Below are 19,757 nucleotides of genomic sequence, written 5' to 3' on the forward strand. Positions count from 1 at the left end.
ATGTCCGTGAAATCAGGCTGGTAATGGGTACACGAAAAGATATCCCAGGCCCGGATATTGGGACCCCACAAAAAATAATGGGTTGGTTCATTGACGAATATGAACAGTGCTTAGGCGAACACGAACCCGGTGCTTTGGCCGGCAAACCGCCCCTCCTTGGGGGATCATTAGCCCGTAATAAAGCCACCGGAACCGGTCTTGTATATGTCCTGGAACGGTATTTAGGTTTACAGGGGGAAAAGGTTGAAGGCAAGACGGTTGCTGTTCAGGGCTTTGGTAACCTGGGTGGGACCGCGGCCCAAATTCTTGAAGGCAAGGGGGCCAAAGTTATTGGAATAGCGGACGTTAGCGGGGCCTGGTATAATCCGGCCGGAATGAATGTGCGTGATGGGCGGGAATATGCGGCTCAAAACAAGGTTCTGTCCGGTTGGGCAGGAGGGGATGTAATTTCCATGGAGGAATTCTTCGCCTTGGACTGCGATGTACTAATTCCGGCAGCAATCCAAAGCCAAATCAGGGGAGACAACGTAGAACAGGTTAAGGCCAAAATTGTTATTGAGGGTGCCAACGGCCCAACCACCCCGGAAGCAGAGGAGTATCTCCTAGGCCATGGTGTTGTATTGATTCCGGACATCGTTGCCAATGTCGGCGGGGCCGTTACTTCCTACTTCGAAATGGTGCAGGATCTATACATGTATTTCTGGTCCGAGGCCGAAGTTTTAGAACGGCTACAGAAGCACATGGTTGGAGTGTTTGATGGTGTGTGGCAAGTGGCCCAGGAAAAGGGTGTACCTCTTAGAATTGCAGCATGGATGATAGCATTGGATAAAATTGTACAGGCAATGGAGATGCGGGGTAGGTTCTAACCGTTTTCGGCGTTGCGCTTAAAGATGGTTTAAGTCAGTAGACCCAGTTGATTAAATACCATATATCGATGCTTATACGGGTTAATCAGCTAAATAGAAAACGAGAATGCGAGTTGAAAGACTTTATGAGCACAAGTAGGATGAAGCCTATACAAAATTCTGCTGCGCTGCTAATTGGACCAATAATATTTTTAATGGCATTGCTGCTGCCACAGGGGTGGTTTAGCGTACCAGCCAAGGCAGCTATCGGTACGATTCTTTGGATGGCTAGCTGGTGGATTACACGTCCGGTTCACATCGCCGTCACGGCCTTGCTTCCCATTGTAGTCAACGCGCTGTTTGATTTGGTTCCCATGGCACAGGTGATTAGTCAGTATGCGTCCGAAATTGTGGTATTATTACTTGGCGCCGACTTAGTTAGCATCACCTGGAGCGAAACGGGACTGGACAAGCGCCTGTCTCTCAAGGCACTATCCCTGATCGGGCCTTCTGTCAAACAGCAAATAGTCACTTGGTTTGTGGTGGCGGCGGGGCTTTCCGCTTTTCTTCCCAATGTGATGGTATGTGCCATTCTAACGCCAATCGCTATCTCTATGCTGACCTTCCTTGGGGAGAAAGACCCGGCCAACAGTGAAATTGGGGCGGTTATCTTACTGGCCATCGCGTGGGGTTCCGGGGTCGGCGGTTGCGGTACACCTTTAGGTGGGGCCATGAATCTAGTGGCTATCAATTATATCGAGCAGTTAATTGGTCAGGAATTCATGTACATCACCTGGGTCAAACAGCTGATGCCCTTCTTGGTGGCCTTGGTGATAGTAAACACTGCTTATTTATGTACAATTAAGACCAGTGTCAGCCATCTAAAGGGTACGCGGGAATTCTTTCGAGAGGAATACCGCCGGCTTCCGCCCATGCAACGTAGTGAACGCATCAGCCTGGCACTATTCCTTACACCAACACTGTTAGCTTTCATTAGGCCAGCCTATTCCGCTTTGCTTCCTGCGCTGAAGCCCGCCTATATATTTTTGATCTTTGGGGTTTTCACCTTTGTGTGCAGCGATGAGGAGGGCAAAAGGCTACTTGATTGGCCCAAGGCTGAAAAATGCGTAATGTGGGGTATGCTACTGTTATTTGCCGGTGGCCTGGCGGCAGGGCAACTAATTATCGAAACAGGCGCCGCGGCTTCTGTGGCAGATCTTCTTGTACGATTTGACCTGAACGGCGGATTACTAACCATTGCCATTTTCGTCGTATTCACCTGCTTTCTCGCTGAGGTATCCAGCAATACTGCTGCAGCAGCTATATCGGTTCCAATTGTACTCAGTATCACAAAACAGTTGGGGCTTGACCCTTTACCGTATATATACATTAGCATTGCAGCTTTCAATAGTGCCTACATCCTCCCGCTCTCAGTGCGCGCCATTCCAGTTGGATATGGCATGGATCCAAAAGCCCTGCTAAAGCACGGTATGGTATTAGCAATAGCCACTGTTACAGTTATCACATTGATGGGCTACTTGTTTCTTAACTACTGGCCCCAGTTCGGCTCCTTTGTTTAAGGTGTTTTCGGGCAACTGTAGACGGAGGAGAAGAACATCGAACATGCAAGGACAGGTTTAAGCTAAAGGAGGCGCCATAATGATTAACAACAATAAAGAAGGTAGCTTTTTAGCCCTGCTTCCGATTGTGGTCTACCTCGGGTTATCCCTGGGGATTGCCCTGTTACTAGGCAGCGCAAGGGCCGTTCCGCCGCTGGTGTTGATGATGATCGCGGTCGGGGTAGCCTTTGCCATGAATAGGGAACTTAGCTTCAATGAAAAAGTGGATATTTTTGCGGCGGGGTCCGGTGACCCGAACATCATTGTCATGGTACTTGTATTCTTACTGGCAGGCATGTTTACAACAGTCTCGAAGGCCATGGGCGGCGTTGATTCGGTCGTAAATCTGAGCTTGAATGTTGTACCGGCAGACTTGATAATACCAGGACTATTTGTAGTAGGTTGTTTTATCTCGTTCGCTATGGGGACCTCTGTAGGGACAATTGTCGCTCTTGGGCCCATTGCCATGGGAATCGTGGAGAAAACCGGCTTGCCGGCACCGTTTGTAATCGGTGCGGTGGTAAGCGGTGCCATCTTTGGGGACAACCTATCTTTTGTTTCTGATACGACTATTGCTGCGACAAGATTAAGTGGCGTGGAAATGAAAGATAAATTTAGAGCTAACTTTCTTATAGCCTTGCCTGCTGCGATTCTTACAGTTATTGTATATGCCATCAAGGCAAAGGGGCTATCAGTTGTTGAACTTGATATTCTCGAATACAGCCTCATTAAAATACTACCCTATATTGTAGTCGTTGTCACAGCACTGGTCGGAATGAACGTATTTGTGGTCCTACTAACGGGGATCACCCTATCAGCGGTTATCGGATTCGCCCACGGTTCGTTTACCATGATAGAATGCGCCAACGTTCTTTATGATGGAATGATGGGTATGGCGAACGTGTCCCTCATCGCCATAGCAATTGGTGGTATTGTGGGGATTGTGAAGTATAACGGCGGTATTACTTGGATTCTAAACGCCATTAATCAGAGGATAAGCAATAGAAAACAGGCAGAATTCGGTATCGCAGCCCTAGCAACATTTTGCGAAATATGCACCGGCAATAACACCGTTGCTATTGTAACGGCAGGTCCTATTGCTAAGCAGATTAGCGATGAACATGGGGTTGATCCACGTCGTACAGCCAGCTTATTGGATATATTCGCCTGCGTGTTCCATACCAATATTCCATACAGTGGTAACATGCTTTCGGCTGCCGGTGTAACCGGTATTAACCCGCTCTTAATCATTCCATACACCACCTATTCACATTTTTTATTCGTTGCGGCTATAATTGCAATCGCTACAGGCTGGCCAAATCTGGGTTCCTTTGGAACCCCTGCTAAGGATAAAGCCTAAGTAAGCCGCAGCGATTTGTTACCCCATTAAGATTGAGTTTGATTCCGACCCGGGAAAAAACCAAGGGGCCCGTTGGAGACGATTGTCTCTACGGCCCCTTTTAGGTAATTACCTTCAGCAACGATTGCCCCTTTTAACCCTAAGGGGTAGACTACATAGCCATCATGATGTTGTTCTACTATGACTTTGTAGTGCACCATACGCAGTCCCCCCTGACTTTCATTGCTTTCAACATACCACGATACAGCCGAAAGGTATTAATTGGTTGCCCGATTAGTGCATCAAGATTCGGAAGGCTGACCGGATTAGCTTGAACAGGGCACATTACGTTGGAAGAAGCTAAGGAAATTGAAGAGGGATTTACCGGATGATATGAAAGATTAAGGCCCGACATCTTGTAGGTGTCAGGCCTTCACTCTTAGAACACTTTCTGGCTGTCTTGCCATTCGTAAACATGCTGCAGCAGTTCGCCGAAGCGTTGGTAGTGTACCACTTCCCGTTCCCGGAGAAAGCGTAGGGTGTCGGTGACCAGGGGATCGTCCGACAGTTGAATGAGGTACTCGTAGGTGGAACGGGTTTTTTGTTCGGCGGCCATGTTTTCGTGCAGGTCGGTGACGGGGTCGCCTTTGGATTGGATGTAGGCCGCGGTCCAAGGTATAGCGGAAGCTTTAACAACCCAGTTTTTATCAACGTTATCCATCTGAAATCAAAGAGCGACTATATGCACCGTTCATAAAACAAACTTGGGCTATCGAGTTTTTAAAGCTAATACAGGATAAAGTCATGAATTTAATTAAGAATACGGCCTTTTCTCAAGAACATCTGTCGAGGTTGGCATGGAACCCTGCCAGTTCCACAGGTGGCATGAAAGGGATTCTTTACTTAGATATAGAAATTAGAATTGACAAAATGGTAAGACATAATTGGGAAAATGGCTGATGTAAGGATTCGTTAGACGGCGGGCTATAATCGCGTGAAATGAAGGGGGAGTGCGAAATGAGTGAGGAAATAAAGGGAGAGAATATTAAAAAAGAGAAACACATCATAAAAGGTCGGGACGATCATTATCCTGTGTATCTAGAGCAAATTGAGAAGAACCTATTTAAACTTTGTCCAGAATCAAGGTGTTCTTGGCTCAAGGACGAAGGTACAGTGAGCCCATTTGATCTGCGGCGTCGTATTGAGCCTTGGTTAACTGCGTTGTTTCAATCTGAATATCTTTCTTTACTCATAGGATCTGGGCTAACTCATTCGGTTTACAGGATAGCCCAAAACAGCCAATTACCCGGCATGGGGAAAATAAAGTTCGATGTTTTTAATGAGCAAATAAACCAAGCTGCTAGTTCGACAGCGAAAAATGCAGGAAGAAAAGAAGCTAATATAGAGGACCAAATTCGAGTTGCCAATGAACTATTATTAGGGCTTGAGCATTATTGTACACCTTGTGCTCAGTCTGACGGTCCTGAAAAACTTAAGCAGCAAATTGGAAGCCTTAGAGAAGAAATTTCACAAGCATTAAGGAATTTTGCAGCAACGATTCTTAACGGGGAAAGGCATATTGCTTCTGCTTCTCAGAGAGAGAAGGCATTTGACTATCTTGTTAACTTTCTAATGAGCTTCGCTAGTCGTTCAGGAACGCGGGATAGACTCCACATTTTCACAACCAATTATGATCGTTTGATTGAAGCTGGTGCCGAAATAGCAGGGCTACATTTATTAGACCGTTTTGTAGGAAACCTGGCCCCACTATTTCGCTCATCACGGCTAAACATAGATATGCACTATAACCCGCCAGGTATTCGGGGAGAACCTCGCTACCTTGAGGGTGTTGCTCGCTTTACTAAGCTCCACGGTTCTGTGGACTGGATCTATGCGGGTCGTGATATCCGGCGGATGGGGCTACCGTTTGGTAGTGAATCTGTAGAACCATATTTCAAAGCACCTGGACTAAATAATGCGACTGCATTAGATCTGATAATTTACCCCAACTCTGCTAAGGACCGAGAAACAGCTGCTTATCCTTATGTAGAATTGTTCCGGGACTTTGCTGCAGCTGTGTGTAGGCCAAACAACACATTAGTTACTTATGGATATAGTTTTGGTGACGAGCACATTAACAGAGTGATAGAGGACATGCTAACCATTCCATCTACCCATTTAGTTATCATCTCATATGATGATTCATTAGATCGGATCAGGAAGACATATGAAAAAGTTGCACGTCCAGCTCAAACAACATTATTGATTGGAAGTCATCTTGGCAGTCTAGATAATCTAGTTAATTACTACTTACCCAAACCGTCCATTGATCGTATTACTTTCAAAATGTCTAAACTGCTAGCGGCTCGTTTCGGAACAGAGCAAGTAGAGAAGGATGATAAAGATCACGGACAAGGGGGAAGGCTAGATGAGCTTAAGCCCGTTTGAATACGTCGAATCGTTACGTATAGGAACCGTAGAATTTGTTTCACCCGATGAAATTAAAGTTTTACTTGATACCGAAACACCCGATTCGGTTGCATTAAACACTGGAACGCCCCGCTCATTCCCGCGGGTTAATGGCTATGTGCTGATTCTTACTGATGAGGGCTATATGGTAGGTCAGGTTGAATCCATAACTATTGAACGGTCCAGTTATCCCAAGCGATATGTTATGCAGGACTTTGGCTTAGTGGATCTGCCGTATCCATCGCGACAAATGAGAATTAACCCACTGGGAACACTTCACAAAACGATAGGTGATGGGTTTAAAGAACAGTATTGTTTTAGACGTGGTGCCGATGTACTGCCGTCTGTTGGCGATAGTGTGTTACTTCCTACACAGCAACAGCTACACTCTATCGTAGAATCTGGGGACAAACGAAGGGTCAAGATTGGCACTAGTCTATTAGCCGGAAATGCAGATGTTTGTGTTGATCCTGACCGCCTTTTTGGGCGTCACCTGGCGGTGCTTGGTAATACCGGAAGTGGCAAATCGTGCTCGGTTGCAGGTTTGATCCGATGGTCGTTAGAAGCAGCGCATCAACATGCCGAAGTGCCTAATGCCAGATTTATCATACTGGATCCTAATGGGGAGTATGCACGAGCTTTTAAAGAAGATGGTTTGTTTAAGCCACGGCTTTTCAAAGTAGAACCAGGCGATGATGAAAAGCCGCTCAAGGTGCCTCTTTGGTTCTGGAATAGTGCGGAGTGGAGTTCTTTTTCTCAGGCTAGTGGGAAAACCCAAAGACCTTTGCTAAGGAGAGCTCTACGGGAGGTGAAGGCAGGTCACAATAGTATTGCAGAGTTGGGAGAAGATGAGAAGAAGCTAGCTCTCAGAAGGTACCTTTCGTCCAACTTAATATCCATAAGACGGGATATGAAAACCGGAGCGATAAGGACCGAAGAATCAAGATTTGGGTTCAGATTAAGAGCTATGAGTACTGATCTTGAATCGAGGGCCGTAGATTTATCTGAATTCGACGATGACATAAGAGAAATTGTTGATAAAATACAGGAGGCTCTGTTGGCAACTCATAATAGGTTTGAAAAGGATAGGAAAACAGTTGAATACTACAGAGCTTTCACTGAGAAACAAGTTGAGGAAATTACTGCCTCGATGTGTGACCTGTTAAGCAAATTGGGCGGAATAATCTATCAGGAGGGCCCATCGGAAGATGTACCAATTGCTTTCTCAGGAACAGATTTTGCTGATCACCTTCAGATCTTATCAGAAGCAGAAGGGGTAACTCAGTATCTCGATTCTCTGATTATGCGCATTCGAACTATGCTTGCTGATACTCGCATGCAATCTATAACTAACGACAATAGTGACATTAACCTGAGCCAATGGCTAAGGGACTATATCGGTGGCAATCGAGCCGAGAATGGGAGCTTGACGATTATCGACCTATCCTTAGTACCCTCAGACATCATTCACGTCATTACTGCAGTTATTGCTAGGATGGTTTTTGAGGCACTGCAAAGATATCGAAAGATTAATAATGAACACAAAGTCCTTCCAACAGTATTAGTAATGGAAGAAGCCCATACTTTTATAAAAGACTACAAAAAGGATTCCGAAAGTCAAGATGCTGGTGCTGTGTGTTGCCAGGTATTTGAGCGTATTGCCAGGGAAGGGCGCAAGTTTGGATTAGGGTTGGTGTTATCGTCACAACGTCCTTCGGAATTATCCCCCACCGTTCTTTCTCAATGCAACACTTTTCTCATCCATCGAATCAGCAATGGCCGGGATCAAGACTTAGTTTATCGGTTTGTACCTGACAACCTCAAAGGACTGCTTAGGGAGCTTCCTCTGCTTCCTTCTCAAAACGCAATTCTGCTGGGTTGGGCGTCCGAACTGCCTGTACTAGTACGGATGAGGGATTTGCCGAAAGAGCAACAACCACAATCAGACGACCCTGATTTTTGGGATGTTTGGACCGGTGAAAAAACTAGAGATGTGGATTGGGAACAAATTGCTGATTCTTGGCAAGGTAAGACAAAGAGCGAAAAAGATATCTGAGTTGGTGCCATTACGCAAATAACACGAAAAACCAAACAAATCTTTGGCCATTCTGTTTTTCAAGGTCAAAAGGGTGTATGTGTTAGATAAATTGAGATTCGGCTTAGGTAGTCGGTAGCACTTTAATCACAAAGGCCAACATGGGTCTCAAATTTCCGTTTTTAGCGATAAAGGAGGTGAAGTTTTGTGAGTAACAAAGAAGAAGTAATGTTGCGTATTGTATCATTTTTGAATTCCGATGCCAGGTTTTTATTGCTGACAGGTACACATCAGAATGAAAAACACGTTGTTGCGTTGGCAATTTCGTTATCGTTATATCCTGCCCCTGCGACTGTTCTATTTAGAGCCAGCTCTATGTCCCACGTGGTAAGTTATTTGTCTCCAATACTCAATGTTAAAAGAGCAAAATCTGGAACTCCTATAAAGATTCATGGTGGATACACCCTTTTCTTAGACTCCATGAATCCAAGAACATGGATGTCATCCCCAAGATCAATCGATGTAGCGGTCGTATATCCTATAGACTTACTTAGTTTCGAAGATGGTGACGACTGCGTTCATGACCTAATACGCAGGGAAGTGAAGAAGATTCTATTGGTTTCTTGGACTGATAACCGGGATTTTAGCTGGACAAGCCAGTTTAATCCAATACATGTGGTATATGATGTTGTTGAAGAAGATCCGACTTATCATCAAAAGGTTATTCGTGACATTGCTAGGACTAAGCTTGAAAGGCATACCATCAAAAGCCTTCCAAAGTATGCACAATTAACTCCAAATGATTACTTGATTCACATCTGGTGTGATCACTGTGCGTGTGGCAGGTGGGCCAAACTGAACAAACCATATCCAGGTCCTACCCTGCTAAGAGATGCACAAATGGGAGAGTACACAGCCAAGTGCTTAAAATGTGGATATCAAGTATTTGATAATTACAATTGGTCTAGATGCTAAGGCTTGAAGGTGATCACATCTATGCTTACAATCTAAACAGGCAAGGGTTGTACAATTCGGCAAACAAGCTTTGCGCTCGTTGACGCATATAAATTTGTCTGCATTGTATCCCTTATAAAAGGGTATGAGATCCTGAACGTTGACGTTTAGAGCATAACATTGAGATTGGAGTTCTTATGCAGAAGGTGCTTGCAGATATGAAAACGAACAATTATGCGGAAGATTTCAATTAGCCAGTGCTGAGGTGCTTTTATCTAGAACCTACAATAACACCTACCGGTGCTTTTCAAAACTCTCCTGTAGTGTTCGACTCGCTGCAGGTTCGATATCCGGAGAGATTTGTTTTTAGCATAAAATTATTTTGTTATACGAGAGATAATTACGCCTGACCCTCTAATACAAAAACAAGGGAGCGCAATGGTGCGCAACCAAGTTTCTAGCGGGACCAGATCGTAATACAGTTGGTATGCAGGGGCATTATGCTAACATGAAGAAAGGAGTGAGTGCGGGAATGAAGCTAGAGGGCGCTTCTGTTGAATGGGCGCTCAATTCTTTATTAAGGAATAGTGATACGGACCTTTTTCCGAGGCCGATAGAAATCAATATCCTTGAGAAGTTGCTGCCTGATGCCGTCAATGATATTACAAAACTCAACATCTCAAACCATAATCCAACTGCACCCCGGCGTTTCATAGTCCCTAAAGACGACCTTTCGTATCGTGTGGCCAGCCAACTTGACCCGCTTGATAGCATCATCCTGACATCGCTTGTTTATGCATTCGGAAAAGGAATTGAGGCAAGAAGGCGTCCAACCTCGGAGAAACGTGTATTCAGCTACCGCTTCAGCCCATCTGTCAATGGTGACTTATGGCAGACCAATGATTCCTGGAATGACTTTTGGGGTCACTGCCGCGCACTATCAGAGAAATATCAATATGTGTTAGTTACGGATATCTCTGACTTCTATAATCAGATCTATCATCATACTGTTGAAAATCAGCTAATCGAGTCTGGTTTTCCGAACCCAGCTATCAAATGGATTAACCGCCTTCTAGGAACTCTGACAGCAAAAGTCTCTCGCGGTATACCTGTTGGTCCGCACGCTGCCCATATCCTGGCGGAAGCAGCATTGATTCCGGTGGACAATAGTTTGCTCGCAAGAGGACTTACATATTGTCGTTATGTTGACGATATCATGATCTTTATAAGTGGTAAACGTGAGGCACGCCGCAGTCTTAGTCAGCTAGCGGAAATTCTGGATAAACAACAGCGGCTACACTTAAACCGGTGTAAGACAAGTATCTATAACACGTGTAATTTTCAGTCACTATGTGACAGGATGGTAGAGGATCAGCCTCTTAACGATCTAGAGCGTGATTTACTTAACATAGTTAGGCTACATTCGGATGGCAATCCGTACCATATGGTTCGTATTAGTGATCTCTCAGAAGAGGAACTGAGATCTTTTAGTCCTGCCGTTGTAGAAAAGATTCTATCAGAGTATTTGTCTAAAGAAGAGCCTAACTTTGTTCGTTTGAGATGGTTCATAAGGCGACTGGCCCAAGTTGGGCATCCAGCTGCAGTAGAGTATATTCTGGATAATTTTGACGAGATGTTGCCTGCAGTCAGCGAAATATGCCGTTATTTCATGTCGGTTGGAGTGGGTGCCAGTACCGTTGACTGGGAAACAATTGGCGATAGATTGATCAATCTTCTTGATTCGGATATTGTAAAGTCGAATGAATACATTCAACTATCCATTCTTCATCTTTTCGGCAAAACTCCGCAGCTAAATCACATAGCTAGGCTAATTAGGAAATACCGAGAGGCCCCGCCTTATAACAGAAGGAAAATAATTCTTGCTGCGGCAGCATCTGGAGCAGTTGATTGGCTACGTGAGCTGAAAGAGGAAGTTTCGGTGATGGATCCCTGGAGCAAGCGGGCATATTTGTATGCAGCCTATACCTTGCCAGCTGACGAACGTAGCTTCTTCCTGCGTTCAGTACATCCGCAGGGATTGCTGGATAAGCTTATAATCAGGTGGGCCAAGGCTTAATAACACAGGCCTGAGCTAAGGAAATGCCAGGTTAGATATTGAACTCTTCCGTGGCAAAGCAAGCGTATCCAGTTTAACATTGTGGAGAAATAGACGTTAAAACGGAAGGCTAAGCAAGTTTTGAGCCGAATTGTTGCGAAATTACTAGAAGGGTTAACATTTTTGATTGTGAAATTGTTCGTTAGCTGAGCTTTCTTGCGAAGCTGGGCTTGTTGGTAACCCTCACCATGGGGTATCCCCAAATGCACACTGCAGCATATTCACAGTCGAGTTAGGCAGAACAAGGGATTAAATCATCACTTTGGGCCAGGCTGCATAGCCATTCTGAAGTTTTGCAGCTATAATTCTATAGTGTACCATGGCTAGTCTCCCTGACCTTCTATTAGATTAACCACAATACAGCCGTAAGATATCCCTATTCTTTCTAAAGTGAGTTAATGTTGGTGATAGGAAAACTAAGCTCGCAGGTTAAGTATCATTTGAAACATGATTAAACAAGGCCTAACACTTACGCGGTGTCAGGCCTTCACTCTTAGAACACTCGCTGGCTATCCTGCCACTCATAAATATACTGCAGCAGTTCGCCGAAGCGTTGGTAGTGGACAACCTCTCGTTCCCGTAGGAAGCGAAGGGTGTCGGTGACCAGGGGATCGTCGGACAGTTGAATGAGGTACTCGTAGGTGGAGCGGGCTTTTTGTTCGGCGGCCATGTTTTCGTGCAGGTCGGTGACGGGATCGCCTTTGGATTGGATGTAGGCCGCGGTCCAAGGCATACCGGAAGCGTTAACAAAGTAAATACCTTTATCGTGGTCGGCATAGTAACCGTCCATGCCGGCCGCTTTGATTTCGGCGATGGAAGCATCGCGAATGAGATTATATACCAAGGTAGCTACAATTTCCATGTGAGCTAGCTCTTCGGTGCCGATATCGGTGAGCACGGCCTTTCCCCGACCGGTAGGCATGCTATAGCGCTGGGTAAGATAGCGCAGGGACGCAGCCAACTCTCCGTCAGGGCCTCCGTATTGAGTTATGACTACCTTGGCCAGGGCGGGGTTGGGGCCGCTTACTCGTGCGGGGTATTCTAATTTTTTTTCGTATATCCACATGTTTTTTCCCTCCTAGAATGTGACTTCCCACGGCCAAGGCTCGTTGACCCAGGCCCACGGATACTGGCTGGGGGCTGAGCCAAAGTTGCTGATGGGGCCGAAGCGGCGGCTATATTGGTCTTTTATTATTGCCAGCTCTTGGACTATAGCGTTGTAATCCATGAGTGCTCGCTGATCCTCGGGATGGGTGTCCAGATACAGATTTAGATCTATGGCAGTAAACTGCAGGGCCATCATCTGCATTAGCATTTGGGTCTGTTCCGGCATCATGACTCATTCCCCCTTGGGCCTTTCCAGGGCTTGTAAGGCATATATAGTTCGGGGAATATGGTTCCGCGCATTAAGCCTTCCATTGGTTCTAGGCGAGTGGTGAACATTTGGATAGGGACATAAGCCCGGGCCAGCCGAAGTTGCTGGGGTCTGGCCTGTTGGGCCTGCGGCTCTTTCTTCTTCTCGTCCGGCATACGTCTGCCTCCTTTATACAAGGCTAAGGTCTATCAATGTAATATATTCTATGAAACAGGATAAGGTGCGTTAGCTGAGGCGAGCATAGCGTTGCTTCATTGATAGCCCAGTAGGCAGAGCCCATCACATAGTCCCGTGACACAGCCCATTACAAAGTCTTGACAGACCAGGAAATGTGTGGTATATTCCGACTAGCAATATTATAGAGCTTTAAGGCGCAGTTGCGAGAGGCATTAGAAAGCTAAAGCGGCTGGGCTTTCTATTTTTCAGAGAACACGGTGTTAAATTTATGAGCAACGCTAAAAGTGTCCGAATATTCTACAAGGGGGGCCAGAGTTTATTAGAGAATACCGATGAAAGTTTACGGTGCCTTAAAACGCGGCAGTTTGGGCCTAATATTTTCGCGACTCAAGTCGTGTAATTGTGTTGGCGTAAGGCAGGTGAGGGAGGTGGAGATATGTCCATTTTGCTGCCAGAGGACTTGCAGACGAGACTGCCGCGGATGTACTGTGTAAGACAGAAATTTGACCAGGGCAGATTGATAAGCATCGACCAAGTTATCCAAGGTGAGTTTGGGAAGGATTTTATTAAACGCAGGGATGTTAAAGGGAAAAGAGTTGCTGTTGCTGTGGGGAGTCGTGGAATCAGCAACTTGCTAGGTATAGTAAGAGCCACCATTGACGAAATAAAATCCCTCGGGGGCGAACCGTTTATAGTTTCGGCCATGGGCAGCCATGGCAAGGGAACGGAACTGGGACAAAGAGAACTGTTAGACAGTTACGGCATCAATGAACAGAATCTGGCTGTACCGGTGGTAACTACTTTGGACGTAGTGGAACTGGGAAAAACAAGCAAAGGGTTCTCAGTCTATTTCGACCAGACTGCTTTTGAAGCTGATCTGGTGGTTCCGATTAACAGGATTAAACTACACTCGGATTTTGTCGGAGAGCTGCAGAGTGGCCTGTGTAAAATGCTTGTTATTGGGCTGGGAAACCACATCGGTTGTTCTGCTATTCATGAGGAGGACCCTTGTCTATTTGCCGGTATATTGGAAGAGGCTGCATCTATCATAATTGAGCGAGCTAATATCTGGTTCGGGCTAGCTATTATTGAAAATGCCTATAATGAAACAGGCCAGATAGAAGCAGTTCCAGCGGAAGCCATGATCTGGCGGGAGAAGGAACTGGTAAACATAGCGAAAAGGAACATGCCTTATTTGAACATTCCGGTGACGGACGTGCTGGTGGTGGAGGAGATAGGCAAAGATATTTCCGGGGCCGGCTTTGATCCCAACGTACTAGGAAGAAGTTCAGTGTTGACAGAGTTTGTTCTGCCTGTACCGAAGATTCAAAAGATGGTATTGTTGAACTTAACTACCGCTTCCTGTGGGAACGGAATCGGGGTGGGCCTTTTTGATGTTATTACCAAACATGTTTTTGAACAGCTGGATTTAAAGGCCATGTATGCCAATGCGATTGCCTGCAAGTGTCTAGAAGATGTTAAGATTCCGCTGATGGCGGCAAGCGAGGAAGAAGCTATCAGGGTTGCCCTCAAAGGGTGCCGGGATATCGATCGAGAGAACCCTAAAATAGTCAAGATCAAGAATACATCGCAGCTAGAACATATTCAGGTTTCAGAGGGGCTACTCGATTATGCGAGGGGGGGGGATAACAGACTGACTATCTGTACTTGAACAAGAATGGATCGACATCACGGTGGACAGTATAGGGAATCACCAATCAAAAAAGGAAACCGGGCCTTGTTGTCGAATTATATGTCTATTGCTCTGGTGCTTTATCGCTTTAAAGTAGTTATCAGGTAAAATAATGAAGGGACTGAAAAGAAAAGCAAAGCGATGAAGGTGGGAAAATTGAGCGTTTGATAAAAAGGGAGGATGATTTTGTGAACAAGTCGGTAATGGCTATTCTTTTGGTGCTTACCTTAGTGGTTACCATGTTGACGGGATGTGGCAAACCGGAAAGCCCTGCAGCCGGTGATCCGGGTGGGGACGGGGTCCAGGATGAAACTTACACCATAAAAATAGGACACGTTGAACCGGAAGAGAGGTCCAGTCACCAAGCGGCATTGGAATTCAAAGATTATGTCGAGAAGGAATCGGACGGAAAAATCAAGGTGGAGATTCACCCGAACGCCGTTCTCGGTGGCGATGTCCAATTAACGGAAGCAGTGGCCTTGGGAACTTTAGAGATGGCCATACCTGCCACGTCGGTCTTGACTATGTATTCCAATGACTTTGGGGTCTTAGACATGCCATTTTTGTTCAATACGCCTGAGGCTGGTTTTAACGCTTTAGACGGAGAGTTGGGGGAAAGACTGACGGCCAAGTTAAAGGAAGTAGGCATTGATTGTCTAGGCTATGGTTTCAACGGTTCCCGCTCCCTAACCAACAGCAAGCGACCCATTCATGAGCCGGCTGATTTGAAGGGCCTGAAAGTGAGAGTAATGGAGAGCCCGGTCTTTATCGATTTGTTCAAGACCCTAGGCGCCAATGCCACCCCCATGAGCTTCAGTGAATTGTTCACGGCCTTGCAGCAGAAGACAGTGGACGCACAAGAAAACCCACCCTCTCTCATTTACACCTCCAGATTCCAAGAAGTCCAATCGTATCTGAGCTTGACTAATCACGTCTATAATTATCTCGGGATGATCATCAATGCTGACTTCTTAAACAGCCTACCGGCGGAGTACAAAACGTTAGTGGAGGAAGCCGGCAGGAAGTTCTTGGTGGAAAGGCAGCGTGAACTTGAACTCCGTGACACGGATCTTTATATCGAAAAACTTAGAGAGGCCGGTATGGAAGTAAACGAAATCACCCCGGAAAACAACAAAAAGTTTCAGGAAGCATTGCAACCTATGTATGAAAAATATGAGAAGGAATTAGGTCAGGATATATTTGATTTAGCCCGAAAGTATAACAAGTAGACTAAACGACTAAAAAAACTTACCGGAGCCGGCGAAATGAACATACCCAGGCTGTGGGCTGGGCCCCAGCGGACAGCCTCTTGTCGCCGGCTCCGGCCGGGCCTGTTTTCAGCAGACGGTTATACCAGGACTTGGGATCCTGACTAAAAGAGGTGCACTATGAGAAAAGTATTTGATTTCTATAACAAAATCGAAGAACGATTGTTGGTGTACAGTCTTGTTTTCAATGTAATCTTGTTGTTCTTCCAGGTCTGTATGCGATCTATCTTTAACCTGTCCCCTTCGTGGAGCGAAGAGCTTTCCAGATACATATTTATCTGGCAAACTTGGCTTGGCACCAGTATAGCGTTACGCGAAGGCAAGCACATCAAGCTTGATCTTATCCATCAGATAATCAAATCAGAGTCGGTGGGTAAGATTATCGATGCTGTGGGACTTATCATTTGGTTTGTGTTTAGCTTGTTCTTACTACAAAACGGGACTCAGTTAACCCTGTCTATTATCAACCGACACGCTCTGTCTTCCGGGATGAGAATCCCACTGTTCTTAGTCTATATGGTGCTCCCCTTCAGCTCGTTAGTGGTAGCTTGCCGCTTGGCGGCCCAAATGTATTATTCCATCAGGGGTTTCAGCATGGGTGAAGGGGGGAACAATTAGTGGCAGCGCTGATACTGTTCGGCTCCTTTTTTATCTTGATGCTACTGACAGTTCCTATTGGTTATTCAATCGGTTTGGCCACATTAATTACCTTGGTCACTACTTCCAAGATACCCCTGGTAATGATCAGCCAAAACGCTGTCGCCGGTGTTGATTCTTTCCCCCTGTTGGCCATTCCCTTCTTTATGTTAGCCGGGAACATAATGAGTGGCGGAGGCATTGCCAAGCGACTGGTGGATTTTGCTGAAACAATAGTGGGGTCGGTAACCGGCGGCCTGGCCATGGTGACAACGGCCACCAGCATGTTTTTTGCCGCCATATCCGGTTCGGCTGTGGCCACTACTTCGGCCGTGGGCGCTTTCATGATCCCAGCCATGAAGAACAAAGGATATGATGAAGCCTTCAGCGCCTCGCTCACGGCAGCGGCTGGGACGGTTGGCGTGATAATACCGCCCAGCGTGCCGTTTGTAATCTACGGGGTTGTGTCCAGCACATCCATAACCGATCTGTTTAAAGCCGGTTTTCTACCGGGGATATTGATGGGAATAGCGCTCATGCTGGCCAGCTACATCATAGCTAAGAAGCATGGCTATGTGGGCACTCAACGCCGGGTCATGGTCAAGGAAGTATGGGAATCCTTTAAGGACGCTATTTGGGCTCTGCTCTCGCCGATAATTATTTTAGGCGGGATTTATTCCGGGTATTTCACCCCCACCGAAGCGGCTGTTGTCTCGGTGGTGTACTCTACTATTGTGGGCCGCTATGTTTATAAAGAACTGGATAATGAAGCTCTGTACAAAGCCCTTAAAGATACAGTGGTTATCAACGGGGCCACTACTTTTATGATTGGCTTATCGCTGGCGTTCGCTGCTTATCTGAGCCTGCAGCAAATCCCGGCCACTGTGGCTGCCGTGCTTACATCGATAACGTCCAACAAAACCCTGTTGTTGCTAATCATAAATGCGTTTCTATTGCTGATCGGCACCTTGATAGACAACATACCGGCTACCATAGTGCTAACGCCGATCTTGTTGCCGGTGGTAATAAAGTTAGGGATGTCACCGGTTACCTTTGGTGTTATGCTCACCATGAATTTAGCCATCGGATTTGTCACCCCGCCCTATGGGATCAACTTGTTTGTGGCCTCGGCCATATCTGATATTTCCATCGGGGACATGATGAGATTCATGTGGTATTTCTTGCTGGCGCTGCTGGTGGTATTGATGCTGACCACCTACTGCACTCCAGTAACAATGCTCTTTTTATAGTCTAATGTGATTGAGGCTGCAATTACTATGACGGAGGAGATACATGATGGTAAAGGTAGTAGTAAGCTGCCCTCGGGAGAGGATATATCGGTACAATGTTCAGCCCCCGGCCGGATTTACGCTTGAATATATCAAAACCCCCTATACCGATGAAGAATTAATTGAGGCTGGCGAAGGCGCAACTTTCCTGTTCCTTTCTCTTTCCCCGGCCGGCAAAGCAGTAATCGAACAGCTCAAAAGCACCCTCAAGCTCATCCAGTCTGAAGGAGTAGGCTATGACGGCATTGATATCGAGGCTGCCCGGGAAGCAGGAATCTATGTCTGTAATGCCAAAGGTGTTAACAAAGTGGCGGTGGCCGAACATACCACTGGGTTGATACTGGCGGCACTGAGACGCACAGCGGAGGCGGACAGGGAAATAAAAAAGGGAAACTTTGTTTCCAGCTATCAAGATTATGAGGAAAAGGGGATGAGGGAGCTTCAATCCTGCCATGTAGGCTTGGTGGGTTTAGGAGATATTGGCAAGGAGACGGCCAAGAGGTTATACGCCTTTGGGTGTAGAATAAGTTACTGCGATGTAATTAGACAGCCAGAGTTGGAACAGGAATTAGGACTGCAGTTCATCACTCTTGAAGAACTATACCGAACCTGTGATATTATTAGTTTGCATGTGCCGCTATTGCCGGAAACAGAGAATCTGATCAATAAAGATACAATTGCGCTCATGAGGAAAGACGCCATCATTATAAATACAGCCCGCGGCCCGATTATTAACCAACAAGATTTGGCTCAAGCCCTGATTGAAGGCCGAATTGAAGGGGCAGCCATTGATACCTTAAGCCCACAACCGCCGGGGAAGGACCACCCCTTGCTTAATTTGCCGGAGGAAGCGGCCAATCGCCTGACCTTGACTACCCATATTGCCGGCATTACTACTCAGGCATTTACCAACATGCAGATTACTGCCTGGAACAACATGAAAAAGGTGCTAAACGGCCAGAGACCTGATAATATAGTGAATGGATTGTAGTTTCCCATGGCTTTTGGGAGGGGGTACGAAATTGTCACACCGCGATACCATTGGGAAAGTGGCCCTTCGGGTGCTGCTGGACGGAGATGGCTGGCAACCCAGCGCTGATTGCCGCCGCTATTTTCGCGTGGTTACCGGCCAAGTAGGTTCCATGAACGTGGAGAAAATTATTGCTGCCATTGAAACAGCTTCCCGACGAGAAGGGGTTGTAAGCACAGAATATCCGGAGGACCATGCTCTGTGGCATGCTATTTTCGAAGCCCTGCATGGAGTGGGCCGAGGCCAATTGGCCTTAGGTACCATACTCCGTACAGCCGGCCTACGGTTTTCGGTGGTGCGAGGGCCGCGCTTTGTGGGCGATCCCACCCAAGGCCAATGGTTGGCAGTGGCCCTTTATGGGCAAATCGGCGGCCCCATCAAAGGGAATGAACACGAATGTGTGGGGTTGGGAATTTCACACCTGGGACATTAACTGGCACAATTCTTGACACGACCTCAGAAGCAGGATAGTATAAAAGTGAAAACACAATAGACCTAGAGGCGCAGTTGCGAGAGATATTAGGAGGTCAAAAGCAGCTGGGCCTTTTATTATTATTTTCCGGACGAGGTGATGCCAGACCTGAAAAAGGGTGGTTCAGGTTTAGATAGTTTCAGTACTCTTATTTGATACATTTTATGGGTATGGTGCAGGCTATGCCCTAGAGGAGGTCGAGGCTTTGTTACTATTGACAGGACAGGGGCTTACTATAGATGATGTCATTAAAGTGGCTTGTGAAAGGGAAAAAGTGCAGATAAGCCCAGAGGCGCAAGCAACCCTGGAAGTCGGCCGGCAAATGGTACAACGGCACTTGGACAGTGGGAAGCCGGCATATGGTGTGAGTACCGGCTTTGGAGCCCTTTGCGACACTGCTATCTCACCCGATGCTCTGCACGATTTGCAGCAAAACTTGG

At 46.4% G+C, this 19,757-nt stretch carries 17 protein-coding genes and 1 pseudogene; 14 read left to right on the forward strand and 4 right to left on the reverse strand.

Annotation, left to right across the window (positions count from 1 at the left end):
- From GX016_08195 to GX016_08205, 3 genes are all read left to right on the forward strand, one after another.
- On the forward strand, nucleotides 1-866 hold an 866-nt coding region (locus GX016_08195), incomplete at its 5' end, for a Glu/Leu/Phe/Val dehydrogenase (protein ID HHT71540.1).
- Nucleotides 867-1,015: 149 nt separating this feature from the next.
- Nucleotides 1,016-2,425, forward strand: a complete 1,410-nt coding sequence (locus GX016_08200; GenBank protein HHT71541.1) for a citrate transporter — start codon at nucleotides 1,016-1,018, stop codon at nucleotides 2,423-2,425.
- A gap of 79 nt (nucleotides 2,426-2,504) precedes the next feature.
- On the forward strand, nucleotides 2,505-3,824 hold the full coding sequence (locus GX016_08205) for a Na+/H+ antiporter NhaC family protein (GenBank protein ID HHT71542.1): 1,320 nt from the start codon (nucleotides 2,505-2,507) through the stop codon (nucleotides 3,822-3,824).
- Between the two features lie 418 nt (nucleotides 3,825-4,242).
- On the opposite strand, the pseudogene GX016_08210 reads toward GX016_08205, so the two are convergent.
- Nucleotides 4,243-4,491, reverse strand: a pseudogene (locus tag GX016_08210) (manganese catalase family protein).
- A 329-nt stretch (nucleotides 4,492-4,820) separates the two neighbouring features.
- On the opposite strand from GX016_08210, the gene GX016_08215 reads away from it, so the two are divergent.
- The 4 genes from GX016_08215 to GX016_08230 all read left to right on the forward strand — a co-directional run bounded on the left by GX016_08215 (nucleotide 4,821) and on the right by GX016_08230 (nucleotide 11,338).
- Nucleotides 4,821-6,251 carry a fibronectin-binding protein (FBP) gene (locus tag GX016_08215; protein ID HHT71543.1) on the forward strand — a complete coding sequence of 477 codons (1,431 nt, stop codon included), beginning with the start codon at nucleotides 4,821-4,823 and terminating at the stop codon, nucleotides 6,249-6,251.
- Nucleotides 6,232-8,328 carry an ATP-binding protein gene (locus tag GX016_08220; protein HHT71544.1) on the forward strand — a complete coding sequence of 699 codons (2,097 nt, stop codon included), beginning with the start codon at nucleotides 6,232-6,234 and terminating at the stop codon, nucleotides 8,326-8,328. Before GX016_08215 ends, GX016_08220 begins: the two co-directional genes overlap by 20 nt.
- Before the next feature lie 186 nt (nucleotides 8,329-8,514).
- Nucleotides 8,515-9,282: a hypothetical protein gene (locus GX016_08225; protein HHT71545.1), complete on the forward strand. Its 768-nt coding sequence runs from the start codon at nucleotides 8,515-8,517 to the stop codon at nucleotides 9,280-9,282.
- Between the two features lie 487 nt (nucleotides 9,283-9,769).
- Nucleotides 9,770-11,338 (forward strand): Retron-type reverse transcriptase, encoded by a 1,569-nt coding sequence (locus tag GX016_08230; GenBank protein ID HHT71546.1) that lies wholly within the window; start codon nucleotides 9,770-9,772, stop codon nucleotides 11,336-11,338.
- A gap of 532 nt (nucleotides 11,339-11,870) precedes the next feature.
- Here GX016_08230 and GX016_08235 read toward each other — a convergent pair.
- The 3 genes from GX016_08235 to GX016_08245 are packed head-to-tail and all read right to left on the reverse strand — an operon-like array spanning nucleotide 11,871 to nucleotide 12,907.
- On the reverse strand, nucleotides 11,871-12,443 hold the full coding sequence (locus tag GX016_08235; GenBank protein HHT71547.1) for a manganese catalase family protein: 573 nt from the start codon (nucleotides 12,441-12,443) through the stop codon (nucleotides 11,871-11,873).
- A 12-nt stretch (nucleotides 12,444-12,455) separates the two neighbouring features.
- Nucleotides 12,456-12,713 carry a spore coat protein CotJB gene (locus tag GX016_08240; GenBank protein ID HHT71548.1) on the reverse strand — a complete coding sequence of 86 codons (258 nt, stop codon included), beginning with the start codon at nucleotides 12,711-12,713 and terminating at the stop codon, nucleotides 12,456-12,458.
- A complete protein-coding gene (locus GX016_08245) occupies nucleotides 12,710-12,907 on the reverse strand; it encodes a spore coat associated protein CotJA (protein HHT71549.1) in 198 nt (65 codons plus the stop codon). Before GX016_08245 ends, GX016_08240 begins: the two co-directional genes overlap by 4 nt.
- Nucleotides 12,908-13,365: 458 nt before the next feature.
- Here GX016_08245 and GX016_08250 point away from each other — a divergent pair, with 458 nt between their 5' ends.
- The 7 genes from GX016_08250 to GX016_08280 all read left to right on the forward strand — a co-directional run.
- A complete protein-coding gene (locus tag GX016_08250; protein ID HHT71550.1) occupies nucleotides 13,366-14,601 on the forward strand; it encodes a DUF2088 domain-containing protein in 1,236 nt (411 codons plus the stop codon).
- 209 nt (nucleotides 14,602-14,810) lie between these two features.
- Nucleotides 14,811-15,851, forward strand: coding sequence for a TRAP transporter substrate-binding protein (locus GX016_08255; GenBank protein ID HHT71551.1), 1,041 nt, complete (start codon nucleotides 14,811-14,813; stop codon nucleotides 15,849-15,851).
- Nucleotides 15,852-16,010: 159 nt separating this feature from the next.
- Nucleotides 16,011-16,508 carry a TRAP transporter small permease gene (locus tag GX016_08260; protein ID HHT71552.1) on the forward strand — a complete coding sequence of 166 codons (498 nt, stop codon included), beginning with the start codon at nucleotides 16,011-16,013 and terminating at the stop codon, nucleotides 16,506-16,508.
- Entirely contained in the window at nucleotides 16,508-17,776 is a 1,269-nt protein-coding gene (locus tag GX016_08265; protein HHT71553.1) for a TRAP transporter large permease, read from the forward strand. Before GX016_08260 ends, GX016_08265 begins: the two co-directional genes overlap by 1 nt.
- A 46-nt stretch (nucleotides 17,777-17,822) precedes the next feature.
- Complete coding sequence (locus GX016_08270; GenBank protein HHT71554.1) at nucleotides 17,823-18,806, forward strand: glycerate dehydrogenase; 984 nt, start codon at nucleotides 17,823-17,825, stop codon at nucleotides 18,804-18,806.
- Nucleotides 18,796-19,278 carry a hut operon transcriptional regulator HutP gene (gene hutP, locus GX016_08275; protein HHT71555.1) on the forward strand — a complete coding sequence of 161 codons (483 nt, stop codon included), beginning with the start codon at nucleotides 18,796-18,798 and terminating at the stop codon, nucleotides 19,276-19,278. The genes GX016_08270 and hutP overlap by 11 nt, the downstream gene beginning before the upstream one ends.
- Nucleotides 19,279-19,522: 244 nt before the next feature.
- The coding region (locus GX016_08280; GenBank protein HHT71556.1) for an aromatic amino acid lyase at nucleotides 19,523-19,757 on the forward strand (235 nt) is incomplete at its 3' end.

Source organism: Bacillota bacterium (assembly GCA_012837285.1).
In the GTDB taxonomy this organism is placed as follows: Bacteria; Bacillota; DTU030; order DUMP01; family DUMP01; genus DUNI01.

Coding starts and splice junctions, on each gene's coding strand:
- hutP (HHT71555.1), top strand. CDS start 18,796: ATGGATTGTAGTTTCCCATGGCTTTTGGGAGGGGGTACGAAATTGTCA.
- GX016_08270 (HHT71554.1), top strand. CDS start 17,823: ATGGTAAAGGTAGTAGTAAGCTGCCCTCGGGAGAGGATATATCGGTAC.
- GX016_08245 (HHT71549.1), bottom strand. CDS start 12,907: ATGCCGGACGAGAAGAAGAAAGAGCCGCAGGCCCAACAGGCCAGACCC.
- GX016_08250 (HHT71550.1), top strand. CDS start 13,366: ATGTCCATTTTGCTGCCAGAGGACTTGCAGACGAGACTGCCGCGGATG.
- GX016_08220 (HHT71544.1), top strand. CDS start 6,232: ATGAGCTTAAGCCCGTTTGAATACGTCGAATCGTTACGTATAGGAACC.
- GX016_08240 (HHT71548.1), bottom strand. CDS start 12,713: ATGATGCCGGAACAGACCCAAATGCTAATGCAGATGATGGCCCTGCAG.
- GX016_08215 (HHT71543.1), top strand. CDS start 4,821: ATGAGTGAGGAAATAAAGGGAGAGAATATTAAAAAAGAGAAACACATC.
- GX016_08260 (HHT71552.1), top strand. CDS start 16,011: ATGAGAAAAGTATTTGATTTCTATAACAAAATCGAAGAACGATTGTTG.
- GX016_08235 (HHT71547.1), bottom strand. CDS start 12,443: ATGTGGATATACGAAAAAAAATTAGAATACCCCGCACGAGTAAGCGGC.
- GX016_08230 (HHT71546.1), top strand. CDS start 9,770: ATGAAGAAAGGAGTGAGTGCGGGAATGAAGCTAGAGGGCGCTTCTGTT.
- GX016_08205 (HHT71542.1), top strand. CDS start 2,505: ATGATTAACAACAATAAAGAAGGTAGCTTTTTAGCCCTGCTTCCGATT.